This window comes from Paenibacillus sp. J22FR83 (assembly GCF_059691955.1).
Map to the genome: position 1 here is coordinate 96,105 of NZ_JCAUAM010000022.1, position 14,849 is coordinate 110,953.

Here is a 14,849-nt window from a genome sequence, read left to right on the forward strand (position 1 = left end):
ACTACGAAACCAATCATAAGCAATGAAGAAAGTCATCGCCGTGAAAACATATATCCATTTACGTGTGAACATGCGCTCCCCTTGTGGGATATATGATTTTTAGTAAATTGGCTGCCAACACTTTCCCCTCAATGCAGAATTATTAGCTAAGTTATTCTATAGTCACGCTATAATTCCTGTAATCCAAGTGCTGTACAGCCTTCTGCCCACTCCCCCCTCGCGCCACAACTACATGTATAAAGTACAGCTAATTTCTTGAAAATCGACTGAATTTATCAATTAGATGTAAAAAGTACAGCTAATCTAGCCACACCACGCAATTCTCTTCAAATTACGTTCAATTAGCTGTAGAAAATACAGGTAATCCTAATAGCCTTGCCGATTCAAGCCCCATTCCTGTATACTTTGGCTGTAACGAGCCACCCAGAGCCTACAATTCTACACCGAAGAGGAAGTGAGCCTGATGTCCTATGTTCAAAATATCGGCTTGAACGAGATCCCGCTCTATTTTGCCTATCAGCGAAGCACCATTGGATCTGACAAGTATCAGGGTACGTTTCACGCCCACCAAGGCATTGAAATCCTAGTCGTGCATGAGGGTCGTGGGACGCTGATCGTTGATCAGAAGAGCTATGAGATAACCTCAGGCACGCTTTGCGTGTTTCAGCCGTTTCAGTTGCACCATATTCAGATGGACCCCGAAACGCCTTTCGTGCGGACTGTGGTTCAATTTGAACCATCCGTCTATGAATCCTATTTCGCACATTGGCCGCGAATGTTGGCTTTTTTCAAGCATATCCATACCAGCACGCTGCATGCTCCTTGTCTCTATGGACTAGAGGAGGAGAATCAGTTCCATTCGATCTTCCAAAGCTTAGAAACGAAGCTGCCCTCCATAGACAAAAAAGATGAGCTAGAGGAATATTCCCTCTTTCTCATCGCTTTTTTTCGTAGCTTCATGCCGCTGTGGGCACAAAGTGAAGATCAGAATCGCTCTGGCCCCACGCGCACACGCAAAACCCATCAAGCCGAGCGTATTCTTAGCTGGTTGGAGGAGCACTACACTGAACCGCTGCGCTTGGAACTGATGTCCGCTGAACTGCATCTCTCCCCCTACCACTTGTCCCATCTATTCACTGAGTGCACGGGCACGAGTATTTCCGACTATGTGACTGCTCGGCGGTTGCAGCAAGCCGTGAAGCTGCTTACGTCAACGGATCAGGCGGTTGCTCGCATTGGCGAGGCGATTGGGGTGACGAATTGCTCTTATTTTTGCAAAATGTTCAAGAGCCACATCGGCATTACGCCTCACCAATATCGCAAACAACTACAGAAGCATCACGAGGCATCCTTTACTCAGCGCCCGTAATGATCATCGCATCGCGCTGCGCAATCAGGCACAGCTCTGCTGCTTTGAAGGCATGCTCCTGCGTCATCGCCACTTCCGTGCGGTTCAAGCAATCCAAGATTAGCTGCCCGAAGTATGGGTAACCGACTTGCCCGCTAACCGCGAAATGCTGCTCCCCATCCTTGTTCACAAGGTACACGTGATTACTCGTCTGCTCTCTGGCGATATCGACATATTTGCGAAGCTCAATGTATCCTTCACTCCCCAGAATCGTCATGCGGCCATCTCCCCAAGTACTCAGCCCATCTGGCGTCATCCAGTCTACCCGGAAATAACCCGTTGCTCCATTGTCCCCGATTAACGTCGCATCCCCGAAATCCTCAAAATTCGGATACTGCGGGTAATTGTAGTTGGCTACTTTACTGTGCACAACCTTCGCATCTTTTGCCCCTGTAAAGTACAGGAACTGCTCAATCTGGTGACTCCCGATATCGCACAAGATACCGCCGAATTTCTCCTTCTCAAAAAACCAATCCGGTCTGCTCGATAAACTAATACGGTGCGGCCCTAGTCCAATGACTTGATGAACGCGACCGATTGCGCCCTGTTCAATTAATTGCCCTGCGTAGATGGCACTTTCGACATGCAAACGCTCGCTGTAATAGACCGCATACTTCTGACCTGTTTCCGCTACCTTCGCCTTCGCCGCTTCCAACTGCTCTAGAGTCGTAAACGGTGCTTTATCGGTGAAATAATCTTTGCCGCTATCCATCACACGCAGCCCTAGAGGACCGCGATCAGAAGGAATCGCCGCAGCTGCCACCAGTTTCACTTCGGCATCTCCTAGAATCTCCTCCAACGAACTTGCCGCACGCACACCAGGGTAGGTGCTCAGGAATTTATCCACTTTGGCCGGATCTGGATCGTACACCCATTTCAATTCCCCGCCTGCTTCGCGCAGACCATTGCACATCCCATAAATATGCCCGTGATCCAATGCTGCCGCTGCGAAAACAAACTCCCCAGGCTGACATACCGTTTGAAAACTCCCTTGCGGAGCGTAATTCATGCCATCGCTTTTTTGCATTTCCATCAATCTCCTCTTATTTAAATGAGCTTCCTGTCGTAATCGTCTGTGGTGCGAAATTTTCAATCGATGTGTTCTTCTCATAAAAATGGGTCGCATTCGCCTGCACGCCGCTTCTTGTATAGAAGGCATCTTCCGCGCCTAGCGGGAATTTCACAAGCTCACCCGTGCTCGCTGATTTGTAAATACCCGTGATAAGCTCCAACGTTTGACGCCCGCTAATCCCATCGATTAGCACAGGTGCGCCAGTTTCAATAGCGGTTAACACATTGTCGATTTGACCGGCATGCCCTTCGTAAATCACTTCTGGCAAACCATCGTACAAAGCTTGCAGCTCCTCCTCTAGCGCCGTATTCGGCTCTGGGAAACCATTCGACGTCGAATTCGACGCCTTCACCTTCCATGGCGCAGATACGCGTGCTTTCGCACCTTGGAAGATCAACTGCTGCTCCTCGCCATGATGCACGACCGAGCTCGTGATCTGCCCCAACGATCCGTTCGCGAAGCGCAGCATCCCGATCGAGAGGTCTTCGACCTCCGCGTTGTCATGCGACACATTGCTCATGAACGCCTGCACTTCTGTCGGGCTGCCCATCATCCACAGCAAGGCGTCGATATGATGCACCGCATGGTTCAGCGTTGGGCCGCCGCCTTCCTTCTCCCACGTGCCGCGCCACCATAGGTCATAGTAACAGTGGCCACGCCACCAGAAAGAATCGACCTGCGTATGGACGATGTTGCCCATGAGGCCGCTTTCCAGCACCGATTTCATTTTCATCATCGGTGTCTTGAAGCGGTTCTGCGCAACCACCGAGAGAAGCTTGCCTGTCCGCTGCGCAGCCGCGTTCATGATATCGCATTCCTCGAGCGAGGAAGCCATTGGCTTTTCCACCATGACATGCGCGCCTGCTTCTAGGAATTCAACTGTAAGCGAAGCATGCGTATACGGTGGCGTACAGATCGACACCAGATCGATCCCGGCTTCCAGCAGCTCCTTATAATCCTTCACAGCCTTCGCATCTTTCAGCTCAAACTGGTCAATGCGTTCCTGCGCTTTATCCTCATAAATATCACTGATCGCGACAATCGTACACCGCTCTGGAAATTGTAAATACGCTTCAATATGCGCCCTCGAGATCGCGCCAGCACCGATAATCGCTACCTTCAGCATCCACTTCATCTCCTTGCTTTTTGTTGTTCCAAGCATACCAAGAATACGGTTACAAAAGTGACGTTAGCTTGTGCAAAAATGCCGTTACTTTGCGGTTTACATATCCAGTGTCTGATAAGCAAAACAAAAAAAGCCCTCGCACACCGCAAGGACTCTTCTGTCTGATCTATTACAATACTTGACCCTAGTGTTCTATTGATCTGCCGTTTTTATTTTAACGGTCGCTTCTTCGACCAAACTTGTCATTCTCTTCGCGTATTCAAGCAATACTTCCCCCTGCTTCGTCAGTTCAATTTTCTTTCCTAAACGAAGAAAAAGAGTTGCCTGAAATTGCTCCTCCAGCTGCTGAATTTGCGTCGTAATGGTCGGCTGGGAGCAGTACAAACGTTTAGCCGTCTCCGTAAAAGAAAGACATTCAGCTAGTGTGATAAATGTTTCTATTTTATCCAGCCATTTCAGACAGATCACTCCCATTTAAACAAAACCCTCATTTATTGATAAAGATTATCATTATCAATAAATATTGTCAATGCATAGGACGATACCAATCCCCCAAAACGCTGTATTTCCGCTTCTGCCGAGACACACAAATGACTAGTGATTGGTAAAGGGGTGATCCCTAATCCATTCGGAGACAATCGCATACACATTGTCCTTCAATAAGGGACTAAATGTAGGGTCATTTATAATCTCATGTTGCTTTGGAACAACATCTAACAGCCTGACACCATCCGTCTCGAATCCTTTTGGCAGCTCATTAAGCTTACTTACCTTTGAAATATAGATATTTTTCACAAATACAAGATGGTTCCCTTCATAAATGAGGTATTGCCCAATTCGTTCAATCGTATCGAGTTCTCCGCCAGCCTCTTCATGCATCTCCCGGATAACCGTTTGTATAATAGACTCGCCTTCCTCCCTAGTTCCTCCAGGTAATTCCCAACCGCGATCCTTATGCCTAACAAGAACCAGCTTACCTTGATAGAAAGCAAAAATCAGAACACAATTCGCTTCTTCCCTCAGACACTCCTTCGATAATAGGATATGTTGATGGGGCAGCGCACCGGCAAACGCATGAAACAACGAACTATTCTGATTATAATCAATGCTGAGGATGAGTTTCTTTTTCACAGGATGCACTCCATTTTCTTGTTTATGTGTTGGGTTTCTTCTCACCTAAATGGAAAATATACAGCTATTTTCGCCATATTCCCCTGAGTATCTAATTTAACTGTAAAATATGCAGGTAAAACTGCCACTTTCTCTCGAATCGGATAAAACAGGTCGATTTAACTGGAGGTTTTCCATCTAATCTTCATTTGATCAGCAATCCCCAAATATAACTGTATAAAATCCATGTATTCCCCCAGAACACCGGTAAATTCTCCAAATGCCCCACATGCCACCGCCCTGTATGCAAAAAAGTATTTGATCCTAGGATCAAATACTTTTTCCAGACGTAACTCAAGGGATATTTCAATGCTAGAGTAAGAATTACTGGTTCTACACTAGAGCAGCATGCTGGTCACGAGCAATTTGCGTCGCCGCTACCATGTTGCGTAAGGAAGCAACCGTTTCTTCGAGTCCGCGCGTTTTCAGACCGCAATCCGGATTGATCCAGAATAGCTTCGGATCAAGTACACGCAGGGCGCGTTCGATCATCGCTGTCATTTCCTCGACACTCGGCACGCGTGGGCTGTGAATATCGTATACGCCTAAGCCAATACCCAGCTTGTAAGTATTCAGCTCGAAGCTATGGATCAATTCACCGTGGCTGCGGGACGTTTCAATGGAAATAACGTCAGCATCCATCGCTTCGATGGAATCGATCATGTCATGGAATTCGCAATAGCACATGTGCGTATGAATTTGTGTTGTGTCTTGCACCGTGCAAGTCGCAATGCGGAAAGCTTTGACCGCCCAAGCCAGATAACCGGCTTGCTCTTCTTCCTTCAGCGGCAAGCCTTCGCGAACCGCAGGCTCATCCACTTGGATCATGCCGATTCCAGCTCCCTCAAGTGCTTCGACTTCTTGTCTAAGCGCATAAGCCAGTTGGTAAGCGATTTGTTCGCGAGAGATATCGTCACGGACGAATGACCAGTTCATGATAGTAATAGGTCCCGTTAACATCCCTTTGACAGGACGGCTAGTGCGAGACTGCGCATACTTCGTTTCTTCAACCGTCATTTCGCCAATGAAGGCAACATCTCCGTAAATGACCGGCGGCTTCACGCAACGGGATCCGTACGATTGGACCCAACCGTACTGCGTAAAGGCAAATCCAGCTAATTTCTCGCCGAAGAACTCAACCATATCCGTCCGCTCGAATTCCCCGTGAACGAGTACATCGATGCCAATCTCCTCTTGCAGCTTGATCCAGATGTCGATTTGTTCTCGAATGAACGTCTCGTACTGTTCATTGCTCCACTCGCCCTTACGCCACAACTGACGCGCCTTGCGCACTTCCGCAGACTGCGGGAAGCTTCCGATCGTCGTTGTCGGGAATAGTGGCAGCTGCCATTTCGCTTGTTGCGCGACATGACGCTCCGCAAAAGGACGGGAACGCTCCGGCTGCTGAACACGAAGCTCTGCAACCTTCTGTCCGACATCGTTGCGGCTGCGCGCTTCCGACTCTTGCAGGGCTTGCAGGGCACGATCGCATGCTTCCAATTCTCCGGCAATCGCTGCAGGGCCTGCGGAAACAGCTTTCGTAAGCAAGACAAGCTCAACCAGTTTCTCATCGGCATAAGCGAGCGCATCTTTCAATACAGCCTCCAGCTTCGTCTCCCGCTCCGTCGATACAGGCACGTGGAGCAAGCTGCTTGACGATTGTACGAGAAGTCGTTCAGCCGGTACAAGCGCAGTAATTTCTTCCAACAACGCCAGCTTCTCACGCAGAGATGCTTTCCAAATACCGCGTCCATCGATGACACCTGCACCTAATACTTTGTCAGCTGGGAATCCGAAGGTTTTCAAAGCTGCCAAGTTTCCTTGAAGGCCATGAACGAAGTCCAGACCAAATCCTTTGACCGGCAAGGAAATAATGTCAACGTAACGATCTACGGATTCAAAATACGTTTGCAAAACAATGTTCAAGCCAGGCACGGCTTCGGCAAACGTTTCATAGATGGTTTTCAGTCTAGCAACATCCCCATCGCTCAACTTCGTGACGAGAATCGGCTCGTCGATTTGTACCCATTGAACGCCTTCTTCTGCAAGTTCTTTAAGAATTTGCACATATAATGGAAGCAACGTGTTCAACCACGTGTCGAACTCCGATGCGCTGAAGCCTTTGGACAGCTTCAAGAATGTCAAAGGACCGACGATAACTGGCTTACCTTCGATACCTAGCTTCTCTTTCGCTTCCCGGTAAGCAATTAGAGGCTTGTTCTCCGTAATGACAGGTGAAGCTCCGTTCAGTTCAGGCACGATATAATGATAATTGGTGTTGAACCATTTGGTCATTTCACTTGCTGTAGCATCTTTCGTTCCTCGGGCAACTCCGTAATACACTGACAAGGGCACTACGCCACCCTTAAAAGCAAACCGCTCAGGAATGATGCCAAACATAGCAGCTGTATCTAGAATATGATCGTAATAGCTGAAATCGTTGACAGGAATAAGGTCAATCCCTTTCTCCTGCTGCTTGCGCAAGTGATTTAAACGAATCTCCTGCAACTGTAATTCAAACTCTGATTCTTCCAGCTTACCTGCCCAGAAAGCCTCGAGTGCCTTCTTCCATTCTCTGTCAGCACCGATACGCGGATATCCTAAACTACTGCTTCTTACCATCGGACAAAACCCCTCTGCAATTTGTTATACAAAAGATAACATAGCAGAGTAGTTATAACGTAACTGGAATAATGTATATCTAGATATAGGAAAAAGCTATATTAAAGCACCATGGGGGCAATGGCTTGTTGAAGGGCTTCTACATAAGCAGTTCCCAGCTTGGATAGCGAGATATGGCTATGGGAAATCCAACCCACATTGATGGTTTCATCACAATCCAGTGGTACAGGGATAATCTCATTGCCATTCAAATCTGAGCTTAAGACCCCGGTTGATATGGTATATCCATTTAAACCGATTAATAAATTGAAAAGCGTCGCCCGGTCATTCACACGGATGCTTTTCTTATGTGACATCGTACTAAGAATTTCTTCGGCAAAATGAAAAGAATTATATTCCCCTTGATCAAAGGATAAATACGGATAGCTCTGCAGCTGGTCAATGGTGACCATGGATTGCTTAGCGAGCGGATTTTTAATGGAGATAAAAATATGCGGTTTGGCGATAAATAAACTATTAAATTGCAGATTTGCGCTTTTCAGCAGCTTGTTTATCACCTTGCCATTGAACTCATTCACGTATAAAATGCCGATCTCGCTCCGCGAGTTTTTGACATCTTCGATGATTTCATATGTTTTGGTTTCACGTAAAGCGAGCTCATATTCCTCCTGCCCATACTCCGCAACCAGACTCACGAATGCATTTACGGCAAAAGCATAATGCTGCGTCGATACAGAAAAATGCTGCGAAGAAGGCTTCGCATTGAGATATCGACTTTCCAGTAACTCCGCCTGTTCGACAACTTGCCGCGCATAACTTAGGAATTCCACACCTTCCTTCGAAAGTGAGATCCCTTTATTGGATCTATCGAAGATCGAGATTTGGAGTTCTTCTTCCAGATCTCGAATCGCATTGGAAAGGCTGGGTTGAGAAATAAACAGCCGTTTCGCTGCTTCATTAATCGACCCGCGGTTCGCGACTTCAATCACATATTTTAATTGCTGTAATGTCATGGCTTCGTCCCTCCCACTGGCATATGAACCAGCGCTTCGTGAATTATGACTATGGTAACACATATTGTGTGAATTGCCGTAAATGGAAGGTCATTTGCTAGTAAACTTCCATAGACAAACAATTCAACTATATATATGATTAAACTAATTAAATAATGGATAGTTAAGGTGCATGCTTACGAACGTAGGTAATGCTTAATTGGGAAGTCTGGTGAAATTCCAGCACGGTCCCGCCACTGTAAATGACGAGCGACTCTAGAAATGGCCACTGGTATAGCTATACTGGGAAGGCGAGAGAAGCGTTGACGCATGAGTCAGGAGACCAGCCTTACTGTGTATTCACAAACTCTACGGATGATAGAGGAGGTGCTTTTTTTCGTTGTCTACGACCCATACTGACATCACAGCCCTTGATTTTTTCCACGCAAGGGCTTTTTTGTATGTTCATCATCCCTATCATTTTTCACTTGGAGGATCACAATGAAACTACCTTATAGGATGTTCACCCTATTCATGGCTCTATTCCTACTGGCAAGCAGTCTAAACATCGTGCCTGTATCCGCTATGCCGAATGCAGCTGTAGACATTGCTGTACAGGATACAGCGCAGTATGTGCTTACGACTGTACAGAAACCGGAAGTTGGTTCTATCGGCGGTGAATGGGCCATTCTTGGCCTTGCTCGCTCCTCCGCTGACGTGCCGCAAAGCTATTACGACGATTATTATAGAGGCGTAGAAACCTACGTGAAAGCGTTGAATGGCAATCTGCATGATAAAAAGTATACCGAATACTCCCGCTTGATTATCGCTTTAACAGCAATTGGCGCGGATCCCAGTAACGTCGGAGGCTATAATTTGCTGAAGCCGCTCGGCGACTTTGACAAGACGATATGGCAAGGGATCAATGGGCCGATATTTGCTTTAATTGCGCTCGACAGCGGCAAGTATACGATACCTGTCAACCCAACGGCCAAGACGCAGGCAACGAGAGAAATGTACATTGACGAAATTCTATCGAATCAGTTAGCAGATGGCGGCTTTGCACTTTCGGGCACGTCGGCTGATCCTGATATTACCGGCATGGCCTTGCAAGCTCTAGCCAACTATCAGAACAATGCGAAAGTCAAAGCAGCAACAGAGAAGGCCATTATACTTCTATCTCGCATACAGGACAATGAAGGCGGGTATGCCAGCTTGGGTGTAAGTACTTCGGAGAGCACCGTGCAGGTATTAATGGCACTATGTGAACTGGGGATTGACCTACACGACAGTCGTTTTGTGAAAAATGGCAAAACCATCGTCGATAATTTACTCTCCTTTTATTCAAAAGGACAAGGATTTCAACATACCACGGATGGCAGCGGAGCAACGGGCATGTCTACAGAGCAGGCCCTCTATGGACTTGTGAATGTCCAACGCATCCTATCAGGTCAGAGCAGCCTCTACAGAATGAACGATGTCAAGTTATCTACTTCATCTACGCATGTAGGCAATTACGGATTAGCCAACAAGAACAAGGATATCAAAGTGATGCCCGTCATCGCTGCGAATCCGTCTTTCTCGGATATTACCGAACATGCGAACAAAACAGCCATTGCATCCCTGGCATCTAGAGGCATTATTAATGGATTGACGGACAATCATTTTGCGCCGAATCAAACAATGACTCGCGCTGAATTTGCAACCATTGTAACCAAAGGTCTCGGCCTTCCTCTGCGAAAACAAACACAATTCCATGATGTCCCTGCTGCAGCATGGTACGCAGACTATGTTGGTACGGCATATTCTTACGGCATCGTAAGCGGAACGTCCGATACCACATTTACGCCAAATAATACGATTACGAGGCAGGAAGCTGCTGTCATGATTGCCAATGCAGGCAAGCTCTCTGGCATGAATACGACGTTAAGCACAAGTGCAATCCGAGATATGCTAGCGCAATTCGGGGATTACACACTCACGGCGGAGTGGTCGAGGAATGCACTGGCTTTTAACTATCGCGAACAGCTATTATCGCAGGATATGCTCAATATTGAGCCTACTCAAACTGTTACACGGGCTGAAATCGCGGAGATGCTTTACCGCCTACTCACTGCAGCACAGTTAATTAAAGAGGCGAGCTAATGCGATTTACTAAAAATAAAGTTATTGCCGCAGCACTTATCCTGGTCGTACTCGTCATTGCCTACCTAAGCAGCGGACAACCGCGGCAACAGGCTATGCCGACGTCTACCATCGCGCTTGAATCTAATAATCCAGCGGTAGCTTCACCTGCTGTGACTGAACCGAGCGCTGAACGGTCGCCAGCGCCCACAACATCACCCGACGCTGCACTTTCAAGTACCGAGACACCAGCGGCAAGTCCGACTGTGGCGTCTCCGCCTGCGTCTGAGGCTGCATCCCCATCTCCACCTGCCTCGACTCAGGCCGTGGAGCCACAGGCTAAGTCGGGTGGGGACGGCAGCCAATTGGATCTACCCAAGGCAACCGCCCCAAGCGCAAGATCAGCTATGCCAATTGACCCTAAGACGGGGAAGGATCCATACCTGACCGAGCCTGTTCCTGAAGGCAAGCCGCTGCCCATAGAGCCGGAGAACGCGAAAACTTCTGACAAACAACTGACAGCTACCCTTTCGGTAAGCTGCTTAACGATACTTAACAACATGAAACTTCTCGATCCGGAGAAGGTCGATCTAGTCCCGAAGGATGGTATGATTTTCAAAGCCCAGCAGGTGACTTTTTATGAGGGAGAGTCCGTGTTTAATGTCCTACAAAGAGAGATGAAGAAGAACAAAATTCATATGGAATTCGTGAATACCCCGATTTATAATTCCGCCTATATCGAAGGGATTAACAACCTATATGAATTTGATTGTGGAGAGCTCTCAGGTTGGATGTACAAAGTGAATGGCTGGTTCCCCAATTATGGTGCGAGCCGCTATCAACTGAAGCAAGGGGATGTCATTGAATGGGTATACACCTGTGATTTGGGACGTGACGTCGGGGACACCTATAATTCAGCAGGCGGTGGTAAGAAGCAATGAGGGATTCCTTTGCAAGCTTCCACCCCTTCGTTAATTTTCTATATTTTACATGCGTCATCCTGTTCTCAATGGTCTTCATGCATCCGATCAGTCTAGTGATTTCCCTGAGCTTTGCCTTTGCTTATTCGATCTATCTCAACGGGAAGAAAGCCATCAAGTTCAACTTTATCTACATGCTTCCTTTCCTTATCATCACCGCGTTAATCAATCCTGCCTTTAATCACGAGGGCGTTACGATACTGATGTATTTGCATAGCGGCAATCCACTGACCCTGGAATCGATTACCTATGGCTTTGGGGCAGCGGCGATGTTCATATCCGTCATCTGCTGGTTTTCTTGCTATAACGCGGTTATGACGTCGGATAAATTCATTTATTTGTTTGGTAAAATAATTCCAGCCCTGTCGCTCATTTTCTCCATGGTGCTGCGCTTTGTGCCTCGTTTTAAGGCTCAGCTCCTCATCGTTTCCAATGCACAAAGGAGCATCGGCAGAGATGTCTCCAATGGCAGCCTTATCCGAAGGATTCAGCATGGCCTACGGATCCTGTCCATCATGGTGACCTGGATGCTTGAAAATGCCATTGAAACGGCCGATTCGATGAAGAGCCGTGGGTACGGGTTGAAAGGAAGATCGGCATTCTCCATCTTCACATGGGATAGCCGTGATCGAACCGCGCTTATCACCCTTCTCGCAACCGCAGGCTACATCTGCATTGGAGCTGCTGCGAAAGCGATGTATTTCCGATACTTTCCTTCTATGCGAAGTACGGGGCTTTCTTTTTACAGTATAAGTGTCTTCATGGCCTATGCATTGCTATGTGCAATACCGCTTATTATCAACATAACGGAGGATAGAAAATGGAAGTCTTTACAATCCGACAATTAACATTCTCCTATCCTGGCTCCCTAGGGCATGCGCTGCATGAGGTATCTATAGCTATAAGGCAAGGCGAGTTTATCACAATTTGCGGTAAATCAGGGTGCGGTAAATCAACGCTCTTACGGCACTTAAAAACCGATCTTACCCCTCATGGATCACGAAGTGGCGAGATCTTATTTCATGGGACGCCTCTCGAAGAGCTCGACCGACGTACCCAAGTTGCCCAAATCGGTTATGTCCTGCAGTCTCCCGATAACCAAATCGTGACTGATAAAGTCTGGCATGAGCTTGCTTTCGGTCTTGAAAGCCTTGGATACGACACTTTGGAGATTCGGCGGCGTGTTGCTGAAATGGCCAGCTTCTTCGGTATACAGGAATGGTTTCATAAACCCGTGACCGATTTGTCCGGCGGTCAGAAACAGTTGCTGAATCTGGCATCCATTATGGCTATGCAGCCCAAAATTCTGATCTTAGATGAACCTACAAGCCAGCTTGATCCGATCGCTGCATCCGAATTTCTAGCTGCAATTGGCAAAATCAACCGAGAGCTCGGCGTCACCATTCTCATCTCCGAGCATCGTCTCGAAGAAGTAATGCCGCTATCCGATCGGGTTATTGTCATGGATCATGGCGAAATTCTCCAAGTAGGAACGCCGAAAGAGGTCGGCGAGAAACTTCGGGATGTAGGGCACGACATGTTCTATGCCATGCCAACACCTATGCGTGTGTATGCTCGCATCGATAATCAGCTTCCATGCCCCATTACAGTGCGTGAGGGAAGGGAATTCTTGCATCATCTTGCTCAGAAGCAAGCCTACGCGCAAGATATTCCAGCTGCGGACATGCCTGTGCGAACAACTGAACCAACGCTTGAGCTTGACGAGGTGTGGTTTAAGTATGAGAAACACGCCCCTGATGTCGTGAAGGGCCTTAGTCTACGTGCCTATCCAGGTGAACTCTATGCGATTGTCGGCGGCAATGGAACGGGCAAAACAACGACCCTCTCCCTCATCTCTGGACTCCGCAAGCCTTATCGTGGAACGGTCCTGATGAAAGGGAAAGCCGTCGACAAGTATTCGGACCGGGAGAAATTCAATGGACTCCTTGGCGTCCTTCCCCAGAATCCGCAATCACTTTTTGTCCATAAAACAGTGAGAGCTGATCTCCTAGAAATGCTGTCCGACAGCGAGCTGGACAAGGATCGTAAGCAAAACTACATACAAGAGATTGCCGAACTCTGCCTGCTGCAGGACCTTCTCGACCGTCATCCGTACGATTTGTCTGGTGGTGAGCAGCAACGAGCCGCACTTGCCAAAATCTTGCTTCTTCAACCTTCCATTCTACTGCTGGACGAGCCAACCAAAGGATTGGATGCCCATTATAAATTCATATTTGCCGACATATTGACCAATTTAAAACGACACGGGACAACCATCATTATGGTCAGTCATGATATCGAGTTTTGCGCTAACTTTGCTGACAGGTGTGCTATGTTCTTCGATGGTACGATCGTATCAGAGGACAATCCTCGCGAATTCTTTGCTGGAAACAGCTTCTATACGACTTCCGCAAGCCGTATGGCGAGAGACCTCATCCCGAAAGCCATAACGACCAATGACATCATTAAGGCCTTTCATGTGAATGAAGAGATGGATCATTTTACAAATAGGGAGCCCTTACTTCCATTGATTCGTAAAAGTGCCAGCACGACCATCGTTTCTGACCCTAACGAACAAACACCTATCGAACATAGAAGCCTCTCCAAGCGTACACGGACCGCCATGCTCATGATTTTTTTATTAATCCCATTAACTATCTGGTTTGGCATTTACTACCTGGACGATCGAAAATACTATTTCATTAGCATGCTGGTCATCTTGGAAACGATGCTCCCCTTCGCTTTGATATTCGAAGGGCGAAAACCGCAGGCCAGAGAACTTGTCGTCATAGCCGTGCTATGTGCGATAGGCGTCTTTGGGAGAATGGCCTTTTTCATGGTTCCTCAATTCAAACCCGTCGTGGCCATCGTTATCATTTCTGGCATCGCCTTTGGTGCAGAAACCGGCTTTCTCGTCGGTGCCGTTACAGGATTTGTATCGAACTACTTTTTTGGACAAGGGCCCTGGACCCCCTGGCAAATGTTCGCTTTCGGGATCATAGGTTTTTTGGCTGGAGCGCTGTTTAAAAAGGGGATTTTACAAAGGAATCGCACTGCTCTTTGTATGTTTGGAGGCGCAGCAACCTTTGTGATTTACGGGTTCATTATGAACTTTTCTTCCATCATGATGACGCAAGCCAAACCAACAATTAGCCTACTGGTGCTAGCCTGTATCCGAGGCATCCCCTTTGATTTGGTTCATGCCGCTGCAACGGTGATCTTCTTGTATGTCCTTGCAAGACCGATGCTTGAGAAATTAGACCGGATTAAAGAGAAGTATGGGCTGGTTTCGTAAAAGTAGAAAAGTAAAACAGAAAAACAGCACCTCATTGGTTAGTTAACCTTTGGGGTGCTG

General features: G+C 47.4%; 11 protein-coding genes and 1 riboswitch. Of the genes, 5 read left to right on the top strand and 6 right to left on the bottom strand.

The features are described 5' to 3' along the window. Positions 1–463 precede the first annotated feature (463 nt). Positions 464–1,369, top strand: coding sequence for an AraC family transcriptional regulator (locus AC58PV_RS30125; protein ID WP_497436547.1), 906 nt, complete (start codon positions 464–466; stop codon positions 1,367–1,369). Here the strand turns inward: AC58PV_RS30125 and AC58PV_RS30130 are convergent. The 6 genes from AC58PV_RS30130 to AC58PV_RS30155 form a co-directional block, all read right to left on the bottom strand. Beyond that, positions 1,353–2,435: a Gfo/Idh/MocA family protein gene (locus tag AC58PV_RS30130; protein ID WP_497436548.1), complete on the bottom strand. Its 1,083-nt coding sequence runs from the start codon at positions 2,433–2,435 to the stop codon at positions 1,353–1,355. The two genes, AC58PV_RS30125 and AC58PV_RS30130, sit on opposite strands and share 17 nt — an antisense overlap. A 16-nt stretch (positions 2,436–2,451) precedes the next feature. Continuing rightward, positions 2,452–3,606, bottom strand: a complete 1,155-nt coding sequence (locus AC58PV_RS30135; RefSeq protein ID WP_497436550.1) for a Gfo/Idh/MocA family protein — start codon at positions 3,604–3,606, stop codon at positions 2,452–2,454. Positions 3,607–3,798: 192 nt separating this feature from the next. Continuing rightward, the gene (locus AC58PV_RS30140; protein ID WP_497436551.1) at positions 3,799–4,080 is read right to left on the bottom strand and encodes a LysR family transcriptional regulator; all 282 of its coding nucleotides are present in this window, start codon (positions 4,078–4,080) and stop codon (positions 3,799–3,801) included. A gap of 120 nt (positions 4,081–4,200) precedes the next feature. Next, complete coding sequence (locus AC58PV_RS30145; protein ID WP_497436552.1) at positions 4,201–4,737, bottom strand: NUDIX domain-containing protein; 537 nt, start codon at positions 4,735–4,737, stop codon at positions 4,201–4,203. A 372-nt stretch (positions 4,738–5,109) separates the two neighbouring features. Continuing rightward, positions 5,110–7,398, bottom strand: coding sequence for a 5-methyltetrahydropteroyltriglutamate--homocysteine S-methyltransferase (gene metE / locus AC58PV_RS30150; RefSeq protein WP_497436554.1), 2,289 nt, complete (start codon positions 7,396–7,398; stop codon positions 5,110–5,112). Between the two features lie 101 nt (positions 7,399–7,499). Next, entirely contained in the window at positions 7,500–8,411 is a 912-nt protein-coding gene (locus AC58PV_RS30155; protein ID WP_497436555.1) for a LysR family transcriptional regulator, read from the bottom strand. 148 nt (positions 8,412–8,559) lie between these two features. Then, positions 8,560–8,756: riboswitch (cobalamin riboswitch) on the top strand. Between the two features lie 135 nt (positions 8,757–8,891). Here AC58PV_RS30155 and AC58PV_RS30160 point away from each other — a divergent pair. From AC58PV_RS30160 to AC58PV_RS30175, 4 genes are read left to right on the top strand one after another with little or no spacing between them, the layout of a single operon-like run. Further along, positions 8,892–10,535: an S-layer homology domain-containing protein gene (locus tag AC58PV_RS30160; RefSeq protein ID WP_497436556.1), complete on the top strand. Its 1,644-nt coding sequence runs from the start codon at positions 8,892–8,894 to the stop codon at positions 10,533–10,535. Continuing rightward, positions 10,535–11,455, top strand: coding sequence for a DUF4430 domain-containing protein (locus tag AC58PV_RS30165; protein WP_497436557.1), 921 nt, complete (start codon positions 10,535–10,537; stop codon positions 11,453–11,455). Before AC58PV_RS30160 ends, AC58PV_RS30165 begins: the two co-directional genes overlap by 1 nt. Further along, entirely contained in the window at positions 11,452–12,342 is an 891-nt protein-coding gene (locus AC58PV_RS30170) for an energy-coupling factor transporter transmembrane component T (RefSeq protein WP_497436559.1), read from the top strand. Before AC58PV_RS30165 ends, AC58PV_RS30170 begins: the two co-directional genes overlap by 4 nt. Beyond that, positions 12,315–14,789 carry an ATP-binding cassette domain-containing protein gene (locus tag AC58PV_RS30175; RefSeq protein ID WP_497436560.1) on the top strand — a complete coding sequence of 825 codons (2,475 nt, stop codon included), beginning with the start codon at positions 12,315–12,317 and terminating at the stop codon, positions 14,787–14,789. Before AC58PV_RS30170 ends, AC58PV_RS30175 begins: the two co-directional genes overlap by 28 nt. The last annotated feature ends 60 nt before the right edge of the window (positions 14,790–14,849 follow it).